The sequence below is a fragment of the Citrobacter enshiensis genome, from assembly GCF_029338175.1.
GTDB classification, from domain to species: domain Bacteria; phylum Pseudomonadota; class Gammaproteobacteria; order Enterobacterales; family Enterobacteriaceae; genus Citrobacter_D; species Citrobacter_D enshiensis.
This window is the reverse complement of sequence record NZ_CP119862.1, coordinates 3,982,726-3,999,215: the sequence shown is the minus strand read 5'-3', so window position 1 is coordinate 3,999,215 and position 16,490 is coordinate 3,982,726. Positions and strand designations below refer to the sequence as shown.

Below are 16,490 nucleotides of genomic sequence, written 5' to 3'. Positions count from 1 at the left end.
CTTAACAACATGCCAGCTCAAAGTCCAGGCGTTCAGGAACCAGGCCATTTTCACTGTCCAGCGGCATAAAACGGATCGCAAAACGGCTCTTGTGCCCTGAAATTTGCGGATAAAGCTGTGAGTCCAGCGTCAGTTGCAGACGCAACAGATCCGCATCATCACCGTTATCCTGATAGAAACCATTCAGGCTGGTTTGTTTACGGAAAGGCGCGGAGTTACGGATCAGATCCAGGATCAACGTCAACGCCTGATTGAGTGGATTCAGGCTTGTAAGCCATGTTTCAACCTGGGCATCGCGTTGCGATTGCGGAAGATGCAGCCAGATGTGCAGCGTTGGCAGGTCAAAACTGCAGCAGCCGCCTGGAATGCTCAGGCGTTGGCGTACCAGGGCGACAAGACGATCTTCACGCAGTTCCTGGCCAATTCGCGGCGCTGAAATCAAAATGCTGCCAGCCGTTTTTAATTGTTGGCGAAGGGCATCGATTCGACTTTGATCAACACCAGGCACTTCCATCCAGGCCTTAAGCTTACGCTGCTGGCGCTCAAGTTCTTTGAGAAGTTCTGTACGCACTTCACCACGCTCAAACACATCCAGCAAGTCGCCGATATTGCGGAAGAAATGCAGTGCCCCTGCATGATCTGCAATAGGGAGTTTGATGGAAAGTTGTTGAATCAGAAATTCAATGCGCAGCCATGTACGCATCTTCTCATTGAGAGGGTGTTCAAAAAGGACCTGGGTGTGCATTACGGTTTTTCCTGTGAGACAAACTGCGACGCAAGTTGCAAATAGCGCGCGTGCAGGCGTGCGACATCCGATGCAATGGCATCCGGTGCGCCGTTATTATCAATAACATCGTCCGCCACGGCAAGACGCGCTTCACGCGTCGCCTGGGCAGCCAAAATCTGTTCAACATGCTCACGCGTCACATTATCGCGTTGCATGGTTCTAAGGCGCTGTGTCTCCGGGGAGACATCGACCACGAGCACGCGATCGGCCTTTTTGTACAGCGCGTTCTCAACCAGCAGCGGTACCACCCAAAGCACGTAAGGCGACGTGGTTTGCTGAAATTGCCGCTGAGTTTCCTGCTGGATGAGCGGGTGCAACAGGCCATTTAGCCAGGACTTCTCTTCTGGGGCGGCAAATATGCGTTCGCGCAAAACTCGCCGCTGCAACGAACCGTCCGCAGCGATAACGTCTGAACCAAAATGTTCGGCAATCGCGTTAAGGGCGGGTTGGCCGGGTTCAACCACCTGGCGGGCAATAATATCTGCATCAATCACGTTTATTCCGAGGTCAGCAAATGCATTTGCAACGGTGCTTTTACCACTGCCGATGCCGCCCGTTAAGGCTACCGTATACCTCATATAATTTGATCCCGGGAAATTGAGTTTGATAATCAAATGGTTAAAAGTTAAACATGCGAAGGCGAGGCTGTCATGGGGGTTGCCCACTGTTCGCCAGGTAAATTTATGGGATTGTAGCGTAAAAAAAGAGAATTTCGCAGTCTTGCGAAGCCATGATTAGTGCGTATGATAGCGTCACTGGAGTTGTGCTCTCATTCTCATAGCCATTAACCCCAGGAATCCGCACATGCGTATCGAAGAAGATCTGAAGTTAGGTTTCAAAGACGTTCTTATCCGCCCTAAGCGTTCTACTCTCAAAAGTCGTTCCGATGTTGAACTGGAACGTGAATTTACCTTTAAACACTCAGGTCAGACCTGGTCTGGCGTCCCGGTTATTGCTGCGAATATGGACACCGTTGGCACATTTTCGATGGCTGCCGCTTTGGCCTCTTTCGGTATTCTGACTGCTGTTCACAAGCACTACTCCGTTGCAGACTGGAGCGCGTTTGTCAGTGAAGCATCTGCAGATGTCATTAAGCACGTGATGGTCTCTACCGGGACTTCTGACGCTGATTTTGAAAAAACGAATCAGATTCTGGCGCTGAACCCGGCGCTGAACTTTATCTGTATTGATGTGGCAAACGGTTACTCTGAACACTTCGTGCAGTTTGTGGCGAAAGCGCGTGAAGCATGGCCAACAAAAACCATCTGTGCAGGTAATGTGGTCACCGGTGAAATGTGTGAAGAACTGGTTCTTTCCGGCGCGGATATCGTGAAGGTCGGGATTGGTCCTGGTTCTGTGTGTACAACCCGAGTGAAAACCGGCGTGGGCTATCCGCAGCTTTCCGCTGTGATTGAATGTGCCGATGCGGCACATGGTCTGGGCGGCATGATTGTCAGCGATGGCGGTTGTACGATGCCAGGCGATGTTGCCAAAGCCTTTGGCGGCGGCGCGGACTTTGTGATGCTGGGCGGAATGCTGGCGGGTCATGAAGAAAGCGGCGGGAGAGTTGTTGAAGAGAACGGCGAGAAGTTCATGCTGTTCTACGGTATGAGCTCAGAGTCTGCAATGACTCGCCACGTAGGTGGCGTTGCGCAATACCGTGCCGCAGAGGGTAAAACCGTTAAGCTGCCGCTGCGTGGCCCGGTTGAAAACACCGCGCGTGATATCCTTGGCGGTTTACGTTCAGCCTGTACTTATGTTGGGGCATCCCGTCTGAAAGAACTGACCAAGCGCACCACCTTTATTCGCGTTCAGGAACAAGAAAACCGCGTTTTCAATAGCCTGTAATCGCCTGTGCTGGCGCTGCATGCAGCGCCAGCCTCTCACTACCCTCCGCTCATTGCATCCCCAAGATGGAAAATGGGCAAATACATTGCCACCACCAGCGTTCCTATAATTAACCCTGTTATCACCAACAGCATGGGTTCCAGCAGTGCCGCCAGGTTATCTGCCAGGGAGAGCGTATTTTCACTGTGATGTCGGGCAAGGTTATGCAGCATCGAATCCAGCGAGCCAGAGGCTTCTCCGGTTCTCACCAGCTGCAGGCATAATGGACTAAATTCTCCGGCATTTTTGAACGCCAGCCAGATGGGGTGTCCGGCAGTAATTTCGTGCTGAATTTGCATCAGTCGTTGCGACCACCAGGGGCAAACGATCGTTTCTCTCACGCTCTCCAGCCCGTGTAAAAAAGTGATACCCGCACTTTGCGTCAGCGCCAGAATGGTAAATATTTGAGTGAGCTTCTGGCCCCGCGCCAGATGACCAATCACCGGCGTTCGCAGCAGAAGACGCTGGCACAAGATCTGCCAGGACGGTTTTCGCCGTAGCAGCGTATTTGCTATTGCTAACAGGATGCAAAGCAGCGCCAGTTGCCATCCCGAGGACGCCATAAAATCAGCGAATACCATAACCCCTCGCGTCAGGGTGGGCAGCGGTGTATTGAACGTTTTATAGATGGCAGCAAATTCCGGCAGAACAAAGTGCAGCATGGCGAGAACCACCAGTACCGCCATGGTTAAAATGATGATGGGATAGCGCAGTGCTTTTTTCACTTTTTCCGTAAGCAATTGCTGCGCCTTTTGTTGGCGGGCAAGTTCAAAACAGCATTCATCAAGCTTACCCGTTAATTCTCCGGTACGAATCATCGCCTGATAGAGCGGGGGAAAGACATTTGACCATTGCGACAGCGCGCGGGAAAACGGTATCCCCTGTTCCAGGTCGTGAGCCAGAACCTGTAGCAATGCTCGCCACTGACCGCTGGGATGCTGCCCCGCAAGTAACGCCAGTCCTTCAGATAGTGTCAATCCGGCTTTGAGGAGCGTTGCCAGTTGGTAGATAAGTTCGGCGGTTTTTTCTGCACGCCATTGGGAGGCTTTTACGCTGATACGCCTGACACGAAGCGGGGTAATCCGTTGTTGCGCCAGAGCCACAAGCAGCAACACCCGGTTCTCAGCCCACAACGTGCCGTCTGCACAGACGCCTTCGTCGTTAAGGCCCTGCCAATGCCAAAGTTGTTTAGCTGCCATGAGGCATACCCAGTACACGGATCAACTCTTCAAATGTCGTTAATCCTTGTTCAACGGCCTGGCAGCCATTGTCAAAAAGCGAACGCATACCGGCCTGCTGGGCATGGGATTCAAGGGTCTCAATGTCGGTTCCGTTAGCGATGAGTTGCCTGATCGCTGGCGTGACGGGCAGAACTTCGAACAGTGCCGTACGCCCGTAGAACCCATGGTGACAATGTTCGCAGCCGGGCGCCTGCCAGCGCGGTAGCCACGTGGGCCATAGTGCGGCTGGGAGGACGATGGAATCTCCGGTGGTATGCCGGCAGTGCGGGCACAGTTTTCGCACCAGACGCTGGGCAACCACCAGCGTCAACGCAGAGGAAAGCATCCAGCGCGCCACGCCCATTTGCTGCAAACGGACCAATGTTTCAATGGTTGAGTTGGTATGTAGCGTAGAGAGAACCAAATGACCGGTTTGCGCCGCTTTAATGGCAATTTCCGCCGTTTCTCCGTCGCGGATTTCTCCAACCATGATGATATCGGGGTCCTGACGCAGCAATGCACGTAATACGCCCTGAAAGGTGAGACCCGCACGAGGGTGAATTTGTGTCTGGTTGAGACCTTCAATGGGGATCTCGATCGGATCTTCCACACTGCAGAGGTTAAGGTCTGGCATGTTGCGTGTTTGCAGTGCGCTGTAGAGTGTGACGGTTTTTCCGCTCCCTGTCGGGCCTGTGACCAACACCAGTCCCTGCGGTTGCTGTAGCGCCTGCATGAATTCGGTTAGCTGGGGTTCCTGCATCCCCAGTGTTTTTATGTCCAGCGCCTGATTGACCTGGTGTAGCAGACGGAGCACCACTTTCTCTCCGCCCCGACAGGGAAGCGTGGCGATACGAAATGAGACTGCGCTACCGGTTAAGTCGATGGTGAACTGCCCGTCCTGTGGGAGACGGTGTTCTGCGATGTCCAGATGACCCAGCACTTTTAGTCGCGCGGTCAGCGCCGTACCCGTGTCCGACGAAATGTTCGGCAAGGCGTGCAGTACGCCGTCCACGCGCAGTCTGATTCGGTAATGGTGTTCCGTCGGTTCAATGTGAATATCAGAGGCGCGTTTTGCCAGTGCCGTCTGTAAAGTCTGATGCAGCAATCCGGCGGCAGTGGGGCCGTTTTCCGGGATAACTGCCGACGGCGCTTGTCGGGGGTTGTGCAAATGGCTTTCCATTTGTTGTTGGGTCCAGCACACGAGCTCGATCCGTTTTTGCGTCGCGAATCGCAAAGCATCCAACAAGCCCTGAGAGGGCGAGTCGACCACGGCGATATGGACAGTATCGCTGTCCACATTGATGAGTACGGCCTGATGGCGCTGGCACAAGGCCTGGAGTTGTGCGTCTTTCATTGTTGAACCTCAATGGGTATCAAAGCGAAAAACGTCTTCGCAGGCTTGCTGTAATGCGCTGTCATTCTGGATCGCGCAAACGCGTGTCCAGCCAGTAATACCGTTAGCGTTATCCCAGCCAGGCGTCATGGTGACGCTCAGACCATTGAGGCTTTCTTGTCCGGTGAGGATGACGATGCCTTTCGCTATGCTCATTTCTGAGACATAGCGGGTGGTCGTGGGGGACGGAATACCATTGGTACCGGCATTGCACGTATCCATCCCACCATGGTCCAGCGCGCACAGTTCCACCGCTGTGCGATAGGGGACGAAGGTTTGCAGCATGTCGGTTAGTGCCGCTTTACGCAGGTAGTTCTGGTAAGCCGGAATACCAATTGCACTTAAAATGGCGATGATGCCAATGACGACCATCAGTTCGATAAGCGTGAAGCCGCGTTGCTTGTCCATTGTCTGCTCCTTGAGTTAGCTGGCGCTACTGTGGCAAACACAGGGCTGTGTATACGAGAGGCAAAAAGCAAAACGGGAAGGCGAGTTCAGGCGTATTTATGTTGGTTTCAAAGCCAGACAGAGCATTTGTGAAGAGGCTCGAAGAAAATGCCGGATGGCGGCGTAAACACCTTATCCGGCCTACAAAAGAAGCAAGGGCGGCAGGCCCGATAAGCGAAGCGCCATCGAGCAATGCAATCCGCTATTAACGAAAACGCATGGAGAGATCCAGTGCGCGCACGTGCTTGGTGAGTGCGCCTACGGAGATGAAATCGACACCCGTTTCGGCAAATTCACGCAGGGTTTTATGGGTCACATTACCTGAAACTTCCAGTCGCGCCTGACCGTTAGTGCGTTTAACTGCCTCGCGCATTTGTTCTGTTTCGAAATTGTCCAGCATGATGATATCCGCGCCCGCTTTTAGCGCGTCGTCCAGCTCATCCAGATTTTCAACTTCGACTTCTACCGGAACATCCGGGTGCAGCCAGAACGCTTTTTCAACGGCCTGGCGTACGGAACCGGAGGCAATAATGTGGTTCTCTTTGATCAAGAATGCGTCAGAAAGACCTAACCGATGGTTCGCTCCGCCACCGCAGAGTACCGCGTATTTCAGCGCAGTGCGCAGACCTGGCAGCGTTTTACGCGTATCCAGCAACTGGGTGTTCGTACCGGCAAGCAGATCGACATATTCGCGGACAACACTGGCAACGCCAGAGAGCGTTTGAACAAAATTTAGCGCAGTGCGTTCACCCGTCAGCAAGATACGAGACGGGCCATCAAGTTCAAATAACGGCTGGTTGGCTTTGATGCTGTCGCCATCTGCGACATGCCAGGTGAGGCTTACATCGTCGCCCGCCAGTTGAATAAAGACCTCTTCAACCCAGCGTTTGCCGCAAAATACGCCGTCTTCGCGTGTAATAACGATGGCGTGAGAACGTGTGTTCTCCGGCAGAAGTTGCGCGGTAATATCGTTACTGGCGTCAACTTCTCCGCCTAAATCTTCGCGCAGCGCCTGGGCAACAGCGGCAGGGATATCCAGATTTATGCGTTCCAACAGCGCGTCACGTCGGTAGTCAGGGTTATAGCGGCGAGGCGGCATGATAAAACTCCAATTGCTAACGAATCATAATGTAGAAACATGCTACTCTGAACCGGATATCAGCACCACATTTAAGGAGATCTTGCATGTTGTTAGACAAGGGATGGCTGGCAGAGGCACGACGCGTCCCCTCTCCGCATTTCGATTGCCGCCCGGATGACGAAATCCCTTCATTATTGGTGGTGCACAATATCAGCTTACCGCCCGGTGAGTTTGGTGGTCCCTGGATTGATGCGTTATTCACGGGAACACTGGATCCCAATGCCCACCCTTTTTTTGCCGGGATAGCTCACCTGCGTGTTTCTGCCCATTGTCTGATTCGCCGTGACGGTGAAATCGTGCAGTATGTGCCTTTCGATAAGCGAGCATGGCATGCCGGGGTGTCGAATTATCACGGGCGTGAGCGCTGTAATGATTTTTCCATCGGTATTGAGCTGGAAGGTACGGACACGTTGGCCTATAGCGATGAGCAGTATCAGCAACTGGCCGCGGTGACGCGTACGCTAATCGCGCTTTACCCGGCAATAGCCAACAACATGACCGGACACTGCGATATCGCGCCTGAGCGTAAAACCGATCCTGGCACGTCGTTTGACTGGGCGAAGTTTCGCGCCCTGGTCACCCCCTCGTCGCACAAGGAGATGACATGACGCTGTTTACAACATTATTGGTGCTGATCGTTGAGCGCCTGTTTAAGCTGGGTGAACACTGGCACCTCGATCATCGACTGGAGGCGTTATTCCGCCGCATTAAGCATTTTTCGATGCTGCGAACGCTGGGAATGACGGCGATTGCGATGGGCATCACCTTTTTGCTGCTGCGCGCGCTGGAAGGTTTACTGTTCAATGCTCCAACGCTTGCGGTCTGGATCCTGATCGGACTGCTCTGTGTCGGCGCAGGTAAAGTGCGCCTGCATTATCACGCCTATCTGAATGCGGCTTCTCGCGATGACGTGCATGCGCGTGATGCGATGGCCAGCGAGTTGACGCTGATCCATGGCGTTCCGCCGGAGTGCAATGAGCGCGAGTTTCTGCGTGAACTGCAAAATGCGCTGTTATGGATTAACTTTCGTTTCTATCTGGCGCCGCTGTTCTGGTTTATTGTCGGTGGTTCGTGGGGGCCTGTGACGCTCATTGGTTACGCCTTTTTACGTGCATGGCAATCCTGGCTGGCGCGTTATCAAAACCCGCATCAGCGTCTGCAATCGGGGGTTGATGCCATTCTGCATGTGGTGGACTGGATCCCTGTGCGTCTTGCCGGTGTGGTTTATGCCTTGTTGGGACACGGTGAGAAGGCGTTGCCTGCCTGGTTTGCTTCGCTGGCGGATCTGCGCACCTCGCAGTATCAGGTGCTGACGCGTCTGGCGCAGTTCTCACTGGCGCGGGAGTCACACACGGGTAAAGTGGATACGCCGAAAGCCGCTGTTTCGATGGCGAAGAAGACGTCGTGTTTGGTGGTGGTGGTGATAGCACTGCTGACGATTTATGGGACGCTGATTTAGCATCGTATTGCCGGATGATGCTGCGCATATCCGGCCTACGGCAAGTGTAGGCCCGGCATGCGCAGCGCCACCGGGCGATAAGTTAAGGTGTATCCGCAGGTGGGATGCCAAAATCAGGCATCCCGTTTTCCTTCCAGTGAACTAACTTCAGACGTGTGTGACGATTAGGATCGTAGAGCGGATCGCCTTCGATTTCAGTGTAGTTACGTGCGTGATAAATCAGCACATCTTCTCCGTCCGGTGTTGTTGTAAAACTGTTATGCCCTGGGCCGTACTGGCGGTTTTCATCGCTGGTGGTAAAGACCGGATGCGGTGATTTTTGCCAGTTTTCCGGGTTCAGCGGATCGGCATCTGCCGCAATCCACAGCAGCCCCATACAGTAGTTTTCATCCGTGGCGCTGGCCGAATAGCTGATAAACAGCGTGTCGCCGTGTCGTAAAACGGCGGGGCCTTCGTTAACGAGGAAGCCGCGACATTCCCAGTCATATTCGGGTTTGCTGAGCATGACCGGCTCACCTTTGAGCGTCCACGGATTGGACAGTTCAGCGAGATAGATGTTCGAGTTCCCGGCGATGTCAGGCGATTTTTGCGCCCACAGATACCACTGTTTCCCCTGATGGTTAAACGTGGTGGCATCCAGCGCGAAGGTGTCAAACGGTGTTTTGATCTGGCCTTTTTCAACCCAAACTCCAGTGAGTGGGTCGTCATTTGTGCACTCGAGGGCGAACATGCGATGCTGGAACATGCCCAAACTGTCGAGTGCCTGGGTGTGCGCGGCGGCAAAATAGATGTACCACTTATTTTCAATGTGGTGCAGTTCTGGCGCCCAGATCAGTTCGCTCATTGGGCCGCTTTCTGGCTTGCGCCAAACCACAACGGGCGTGGCATCGCGCAATCCTTCCAGTGAATTGGCCCGACGGATCTCCAGGCGATCGTATTCCGGTACGGAAGCAATGAAGTAGTAATGGTTGCCGTCCTGCAGGATAAACGGATCGGCGCGCTGCTCAATAAACGGATTTGGCCAGGTGTGCATTAGGCTTTCCTTACTGTTTCTGCAGAGTGAATGTCCTGATACTCGTTGAGCTCGCGGTAGTTGATGCGACGTTTCTCCAGATCGGCCTGAATCTGCTGCATAAATTCGCGATCGACTTTCAGCAAACGGACCACACCCGCAGTGATCAGATAACCAATGCCTGGAATGATGGTGAACAGCAGCATAATGCCATTGATGGCATTTTCACTTTGCGCTTTCGCTCCAGCGTCGTAGCCGTACCAGGAGAGCAGGAAACCCACCATCGCCCCGGCAATCGCCAGCCCCAATTTCAGGAAGAACAGGTTGCCGGAAAAACTGATCCCGGTAATACGTTTACCTGTTTTCCATTCGCCGTAGTCATCCACGTCCGCCATTAGCGACCAGTGCAGCGGGGAAGGGATTTGATGGAGAATATTGAGCAGTACGTACAGTACGACAATCAGTGTTGTCGCATGCGGGTCGAGGAAGTAAAAGGCGCAGGAAAAAATCGCCAGTACGATATTGGTCCAGAAAAACACCTTCAGTTTACACCAGCGGTCCGTCAGCACTTTCGCCAGCATGCTGCCCCCCATCATTCCGACCACGCCCAGGCTGATAAACAGCGTCGCGAAATGGGTACTCTGTTGCATAACCCAGGTGACGTAATACATGGTTGCCGCCATGCGAATAAACCCCGGACAAACATTACACAGGGTTAACAGCAGGATTTTAACCCACTGATCGTTCTTCCAGACGTCTTTGAGGTCCGCTTTTAAATCGTCGTTGGTCGGGACCGCCGGGCGTATACGCTCGCGCACGGTGGCGAAGCAAAACAAGAACATGCACATGCCGATAAAGGCCAGCACGGTCATTGCCATCTGATAACCTTTGGCCTTGTCCTCGCCGCCAAACCAGTCGGCCATCGGCAAGAGCGTGAGCGACAGCAGCAGGGTGGCGATACCCACCATCACAAAGCGATAAGACTGACAGGCGACGCGTTCTTTCGGGTCGTTGGTGATCACACTGCCTAATGAGCAATAGGGGATGTTGATGGCGGTGTAAGTGATAGATAACAGGAAATAGGTGACAAACGCATAGATAACCTTGCTGTTGTAGCTCCACTCAGGCGTGGTAAACATCAGTACGCTAAACAGGGCATAGGGGAAGGCAATCCACAGCAGCCAGGGGCGGAAGCGCCCGTATTTGCTGCGCGTGCGGTCTGCCAGAGCCCCCATAATCGGGTCAGTGACGGCATCAATGACGCGTACAGAAAGCAACAACACGCCGACCAGTGCCGGAGCCAGACCAAAAATATCCGTATAAAAATAGTTAACAAACAACATAATAGCGCCAAAGATGATGTTACATCCGGCGTCACCCATGCCATAACCGATCTTTTCTCTTACAGACAGCTTACGCGTTTCCATTGAGAATTCTCCCCATCAGGTGTGAAGAGGATTATTCGCCCCGGCGTGGGTAATTACGTTGCAGTAAAACGTCAGTGATATGGACAAAATAGCTATGCGCGGGAAAGTGTGAGGCAGGTAACAACCCTCACCCGGGCGGGTGAGGGTGGAGAAGATTAATGCGCTTTGACGGCTTTAGCGGTTTTCTGTTTGCACAGATAGCCGATGCCAAGGATCACCAGCCAGACCGGGATCAGCCACACGGAGATCGCCATGCCTGGCGTCATCAGCATAATCACTAGCACTGCCGCCATGAAAATCAGGCAGATCCAGTTACCTAACGGATAAAACAGCGCCGGGAAGCGGGTGGTTGCACCCTGTTGCTCTTTAGCGCGACGGAACTTGATATGCGCGAGGCTTATCATGGCCCAGTTGATGACCAGCGCAGAAACCACCAGCGCCATCAGCAGACCGAACGCAGATTCTGGCGCCAGGTAGTTGATCAGTACGCACAGGGCGGTGACCAGCGCAGAAACCAGAATAGTGTTCACCGGCACACCGCGTTTATCGACAGTCATCAACGCTTTCGGCGCGTTGCCCTGTTGAGCCAGGCCGAACAGCATACGGCTGTTGCAGTACACGCAGCTGTTATAGACAGAAAGGGCGGCGGTCAGCACCACGACGTTAAGCGCATTCGCCACAAAGGTATCGCCCAGTTCGTGGAAGATCAGGACGAACGGGCTGACGTCAGCGGTAACACGCGTCCATGGCATCAGAGAGAGCAGGACGGCCAGCGAACCCACATAGAAAATCAGGATACGGTAGATAACCTGGTTAGTGGCTTTCGGAATGCTTTGCTCTGGATTATCTGCTTCAGCAGCGGTGATCCCGACCAATTCCAGCCCACCGAAGGAGAACATGATGATGGCCATCATCATGACCAGACCGGTGAAGCCGTGTGGCAGGAAGCCACCTTGATCCCACAAGTTGCTGACGCTGGCCTGCGGACCACCGTTACCGCTGAACAGCAACCAGCCGCCGAACAGGATCATCGCTACAACAGCGATAACCTTAATAATGGCGAACCAAAACTCCATTTCACCGAACACTTTGACGTTGGTCAGGTTAATGGCGTTGATGGCAATAAAGAAGACCGCAGCTGAGATCCAGGTCGGGATCTCCGGCCACCAGAACTGGACATACTTACCAACGGCGGTCAGTTCCGCCATCGCAACCAGAACGTACAGCACCCAGTAGTTCCATCCGGAGGCAAAACCGGCGAATCCGCCCCAATATTTGTAGGCGAAATGGCTGAAGGAGCCCGCAACCGGCTCTTCAACGACCATTTCACCTAACTGACGCATGATTAAAAAAGCGATAAAACCGGCGATCGCATAACCCAGAATAATGCCGGGTCCTGCAGACTGAATAACGGAAGCGCTACCCAGGAACAGCCCGGTGCCTATCGCGCCACCCAAAGCGATGAGCTGGATATGGCGGTTTTTAAGGCCGCGCTTTAGCTGTTCGCCATGCTGTTGACCATCCATCATGAAACCTCGTGTGTGGTTTTACTCTTCATATTCCAGGCTGCTGTGGCGCTGCCCGCACTATTTTGAGTCATTATTTTTGAACTACGCAGTGATGCGTGTGTAAGTTTGCAATTCCGTTTGTTGTATTAATTTGTTTACGGTTATGAATTCTAAAATGTTACACAAAGACTTTTGTCTTATTCAGAATAATGGTATGTGAGCGCGAATGCACCTGCTTTATGAAGAGTGGGTGACGACTTGAATAAAAAGAAACCATTTGTAAATGCCATTTCACCGCAGACGTTGCTTGTCACATGAATGTTTATTCAATATTTAGGCGGTAAAAATCGATAATTAAGCAGGTGAATCGGTTCAGATGGGATATTTTTTCGTTTCAATTACGTTAAATCTGCTTTCTCATGGGTAAATTTAACATTTGTGCATAGTTACATGTTTGAAACGTTATTTCTGTAATCTTGTTAAAATGTGCTTGGTTTACTGATTTCAATCAAAACCTGTATGGACAGAAGGTGAATACTTTGTTACTTTAGCGTCACGAACGTGAAATTGGTAAGACCAATTGACTCCGGGCAAATGGCTTAAGACAGGGAATCATGGCCTACAGCAAAATTCGCCAACCTAAATTATCCGATGTGATTGAGCAGCAGCTGGAGTTTTTAATTCTTGAGGGGACCTTGCGCCCCGGCGAAAAACTCCCACCGGAACGCGAACTGGCAAAACAGTTCGATGTTTCCCGACCCTCCTTGCGCGAGGCGATCCAACGTCTCGAAGCGAAGGGTCTGCTGCTTCGTCGCCAGGGCGGCGGAACTTTTGTTCAGAGCAGCCTGTGGCAGAGTTTTAGCGACCCACTGGTAGAACTGCTCTCCGATCACCCTGAATCCCAGTTTGACCTGCTCGAGACGCGCCATGCGCTGGAAGGCATTGCTGCATACTACGCGGCACTGCGCAGCACGGATGAAGACAAGACTCGTATTCGTGAACTCCACCATGCCATTGAACTGGCGCAACAGTCAGGCGATCTGGATGCAGAGTCCGACGCCGTTCTCCAGTATCAAATTGCGGTCACCGAAGCGGCGCACAATGTGGTGTTGCTCCATTTACTGAGATGCATGGAGCCGATGCTGGCGCAAAACGTTCGCCAAAACTTTGAATTACTGTACGCGCGTCGGGAGATGCTGCCGCTGGTAAGCAGTCACCGTACCCGTATTTTTGAAGCGATTATCGCCGGTAATCCGGAAGAGGCGCGTGAAGCGTCGCACCGCCACCTGGCGTTTATCGAAGAGATTCTCCTGGACAGAAGCCGTGAGGAAAGCCGTCGTGAACGCGCCTTACGCCGCCTGGAGCAACGAAAGAATTAGTGATTTTTCTGGTAGAAAGTTAACCAGAAGATGTTGTAAATCAAGCGCTATTTAACGCGCGGCAACTAAACGCAGAACCTGTCTTATTGCGTTTTCCAGCGAAAATGCAATGGGACAGGTTCCAGATAACTCAACGTATTAGATAGATAAGGAATACCCCCATGTCAGAACGTTTCCCAAATGACGTGGATCCGATCGAAACTCGCGACTGGCTACAGGCGATCGAATCGGTCATCCGTGAAGAAGGTGTTGAGCGCGCTCAGTATCTGATTGACCAGCTTCTTTCTGAAGCCCGCAAAGGCGGCGTGAAAGTAGCGGCAGGTGCAGGGGCCAGCAATTATGTAAACACTATTGCCGTTGAAGATGAGCCGGAATACCCGGGCAATCTGGAGCTGGAACGTCGTATTCGTTCTGCTATCCGCTGGAACGCCATCATGACGGTGCTGCGTGCATCTAAAAAAGACCTTGAGCTGGGTGGCCACATGGCATCCTTCCAGTCTTCCGCAACCGTTTATGATGTGTGTTTCAACCATTTCTTCCGTGCGCGCAACGAGCAAGATGGCGGCGACCTGGTATACTTCCAGGGCCACATCTCCCCGGGCGTCTACGCACGTGCATTCCTCGAAGGCCGTCTGACTGAAGAGCAGATGGACAACTTCCGTCAGGAAGTGAATGGCAAAGGCCTGTCTTCCTATCCGCACCCGAAACTGATGCCGGAATTCTGGCAGTTCCCGACCGTCTCTATGGGTCTGGGCCCAATCGGTGCGATCTACCAGGCTAAATTCCTGAAATATCTGGAACACCGTGGCCTGAAAGATACCTCCAAACAAACCGTTTACGCCTTCCTGGGTGACGGTGAGATGGATGAGCCGGAATCCAAAGGTGCGATCACCATCGCTACCCGTGAAAAACTGGACAACCTGGTCTTTGTTATCAACTGTAACCTGCAGCGTCTTGACGGCCCGGTCACCGGTAACGGCAAGATTGTCAACGAACTGGAAGGCATCTTCGCAGGTGCTGGCTGGAACGTGATTAAAGTGATGTGGGGCGGTCGTTGGGATGAGCTGCTGCGTAAAGATACCAGCGGTAAACTGATCCAACTGATGAACGAAACCCTTGACGGTGACTACCAGACCTTCAAATCCAAAGATGGCGCCTACGTTCGCGAGCACTTCTTCGGTAAATACCCGGAAACCGCAGCGCTGGTCGCTGACTGGACTGATGAGCAGATCTGGGCACTGAACCGTGGTGGTCACGATCCGAAGAAAGTTTACGCTGCACTGAAAAAAGCGCAGGACACCAAAGGCAAAGCCACTGTCATCCTCGCCCATACCATTAAAGGTTACGGCATGGGCGACACCGCCGAAGGTAAAAACATCGCGCACCAGGTGAAGAAAATGAACATGGACGGCGTGCGTCATATCCGCGACCGTTTCAACGTTCCAGTCACCGATGAGCAGGTTGAAAAACTGTCTTACATTACCTTCCCGGAAGGTTCTGAAGAGCACACCTATCTGCACGCTCAGCGTCAGAAACTGCACGGCTACCTGCCGAGCCGCCAGCCGAACTTCACTGAGAAGCTGGAACTGCCGACCCTGGAAGACTTCGGTGCGCTGCTGGAAGAGCAGAACAAAGAGATCTCCACCACTATCGCTTTCGTTCGTGCCCTGAACGTGATGCTGAAGAACAAGTCGATCAAAGATCGTCTGGTGCCGATCATCGCTGACGAAGCGCGTACTTTCGGTATGGAAGGTCTGTTCCGTCAGATCGGTATTTACAGCCCGAACGGCCAGCAGTACACCCCGCAGGACCGTGAGCAGGTTGCTTACTACAAAGAAGACGAGAAAGGTCAGATCCTGCAGGAAGGTATCAACGAGCTGGGCGCAGGTTCTTCGTGGCTGGCCGCTGCAACCTCTTACAGCACCAACGATCTGCCGATGATCCCGTTCTACATCTACTACTCCATGTTCGGGTTCCAGCGTATTGGCGACCTGTGCTGGGCAGCAGGTGACCAGCAGGCTCGCGGCTTCCTGATCGGTGGTACTTCCGGTCGTACGACGCTGAACGGCGAAGGTCTGCAGCACGAAGATGGTCACAGCCATATTCAGTCTCTGACTATCCCGAACTGTATCTCTTACGATCCGTCTTACGCGTACGAAGTTGCGGTCATCATGCACGATGGTCTGGAGCGTATGTACGGTGAGAAACAAGAGAACGTTTACTACTACATCACCACGCTGAACGAAAACTACCACATGCCGGCAATGCCAGCAGGTGCCGAGGACGGTATCCGTAAAGGTATCTACAAACTCGAAACCCTCGAAGGTAGCAAAGGTAAAGTTCAGTTGCTGGGCTCCGGTTCTATCCTGCGTCACGTCCGTGAAGCAGCACAGATCCTGGCGAACGACTACGGCGTAGGTTCTGACGTGTATAGCGTCACTTCCTTCACTGAACTGGCGCGTGATGGCCAGGATTGTGAACGCTGGAACATGCTGCACCCGCTGGAAACTCCGCGCGTTCCGTACATCGCTCAGGTGATGAATGACGCTCCGGCTGTGGCATCTACTGACTATATGAAACTGTTTGCCGAACAGGTTCGTACTTATGTACCGGCTGATGATTACCGCGTACTGGGTACCGACGGTTTCGGTCGCTCTGACAGCCGTGAAAACCTGCGTCACCACTTCGAAGTTGATGCTTCATACGTGGTTGTAGCGGCACTGGGCGAACTGGCTAAACGCGGCGAAATCGATAAGAAAGTGGTTGCGGACGCAATCGCCAAATTCAACATCGATGCAGAAAAAGTTAACCCGCGTCTGGCGTAAGAGGT

At 52.9% G+C, this 16,490-nt stretch carries 14 protein-coding genes; 5 read left to right on the top strand and 9 right to left on the bottom strand.

The features are described from left to right. Position 1: 1 nt before the first annotated feature. Entirely contained in the window at positions 2-745 is a 744-nt protein-coding gene (gene zapD, locus P2W74_RS19035) for a cell division protein ZapD (RefSeq protein ID WP_276292833.1), read from the bottom strand. Further along, positions 745-1,365: a dephospho-CoA kinase gene (coaE, locus tag P2W74_RS19030; protein WP_276292832.1), complete on the bottom strand. Its 621-nt coding sequence runs from the start codon at positions 1,363-1,365 to the stop codon at positions 745-747. The genes zapD and coaE overlap by 1 nt, the downstream gene beginning before the upstream one ends. A gap of 226 nt (positions 1,366-1,591) precedes the next feature. On the opposite strand from coaE, the gene P2W74_RS19025 reads away from it, so the two are divergent. Continuing rightward, entirely contained in the window at positions 1,592-2,635 is a 1,044-nt protein-coding gene (locus P2W74_RS19025) for a GMP reductase (protein WP_276292831.1), read from the top strand. Positions 2,636-2,673: 38 nt separating this feature from the next. Here P2W74_RS19025 and hofC read toward each other — a convergent pair whose 3' ends face one another. The 4 genes from hofC to nadC form a co-directional block, all read right to left on the bottom strand. Further along, positions 2,674-3,873 carry a protein transport protein HofC gene (gene hofC / locus P2W74_RS19020; RefSeq protein ID WP_276292830.1) on the bottom strand — a complete coding sequence of 400 codons (1,200 nt, stop codon included), beginning with the start codon at positions 3,871-3,873 and terminating at the stop codon, positions 2,674-2,676. After that, positions 3,863-5,248 carry a type II secretion system protein GspE gene (gene gspE, locus P2W74_RS19015; RefSeq protein ID WP_276292829.1) on the bottom strand — a complete coding sequence of 462 codons (1,386 nt, stop codon included), beginning with the start codon at positions 5,246-5,248 and terminating at the stop codon, positions 3,863-3,865. The genes hofC and gspE overlap by 11 nt, the downstream gene beginning before the upstream one ends. A gap of 9 nt (positions 5,249-5,257) precedes the next feature. Beyond that, on the bottom strand, positions 5,258-5,695 hold the full coding sequence (gene ppdD / locus P2W74_RS19010) for a prepilin peptidase-dependent pilin (protein WP_276292828.1): 438 nt from the start codon (positions 5,693-5,695) through the stop codon (positions 5,258-5,260). Positions 5,696-5,939: 244 nt separating this feature from the next. Then, a complete protein-coding gene (nadC, locus tag P2W74_RS19005; protein ID WP_276292827.1) occupies positions 5,940-6,833 on the bottom strand; it encodes a carboxylating nicotinate-nucleotide diphosphorylase in 894 nt (297 codons plus the stop codon). A gap of 86 nt (positions 6,834-6,919) precedes the next feature. Here nadC and ampD point away from each other — a divergent pair, with 86 nt between their 5' ends. Both ampD and ampE read left to right on the top strand, forming a co-directional pair. Beyond that, positions 6,920-7,483, top strand: coding sequence for a 1,6-anhydro-N-acetylmuramyl-L-alanine amidase AmpD (ampD, locus tag P2W74_RS19000; RefSeq protein WP_276292826.1), 564 nt, complete (start codon positions 6,920-6,922; stop codon positions 7,481-7,483). Continuing rightward, positions 7,480-8,334: a beta-lactamase regulator AmpE gene (gene ampE, locus P2W74_RS18995; protein WP_276292825.1), complete on the top strand. Its 855-nt coding sequence runs from the start codon at positions 7,480-7,482 to the stop codon at positions 8,332-8,334. The genes ampD and ampE overlap by 4 nt, the downstream gene beginning before the upstream one ends. 82 nt (positions 8,335-8,416) lie before the next feature. On the opposite strand, the gene P2W74_RS18990 is transcribed toward ampE, so the two are convergent. The 3 genes from P2W74_RS18990 to aroP form a co-directional block, all read right to left on the bottom strand. Continuing rightward, positions 8,417-9,367, bottom strand: coding sequence for a glycoside hydrolase family 43 protein (locus tag P2W74_RS18990; RefSeq protein WP_276292824.1), 951 nt, complete (start codon positions 9,365-9,367; stop codon positions 8,417-8,419). Continuing rightward, positions 9,367-10,773 (bottom strand): glycoside-pentoside-hexuronide (GPH):cation symporter, encoded by a 1,407-nt coding sequence (locus P2W74_RS18985; RefSeq protein WP_276292823.1) that lies wholly within the window; start codon positions 10,771-10,773, stop codon positions 9,367-9,369. Before P2W74_RS18985 ends, P2W74_RS18990 begins: the two co-directional genes overlap by 1 nt. Before the next feature lie 155 nt (positions 10,774-10,928). Next, a complete protein-coding gene (gene aroP / locus P2W74_RS18980; protein ID WP_276292822.1) occupies positions 10,929-12,302 on the bottom strand; it encodes an aromatic amino acid transporter AroP in 1,374 nt (457 codons plus the stop codon). A 593-nt stretch (positions 12,303-12,895) separates the two neighbouring features. On the opposite strand from aroP, the gene pdhR reads away from it, so the two are divergent. Continuing rightward, on the top strand, positions 12,896-13,660 hold the full coding sequence (gene pdhR / locus P2W74_RS18975; RefSeq protein WP_192611100.1) for a pyruvate dehydrogenase complex transcriptional repressor PdhR: 765 nt from the start codon (positions 12,896-12,898) through the stop codon (positions 13,658-13,660). 161 nt (positions 13,661-13,821) lie between these two features. After that, entirely contained in the window at positions 13,822-16,485 is a 2,664-nt protein-coding gene (gene aceE, locus P2W74_RS18970) for a pyruvate dehydrogenase (acetyl-transferring), homodimeric type (RefSeq protein ID WP_276292821.1), read from the top strand. Positions 16,486-16,490 lie beyond the last annotated feature (5 nt).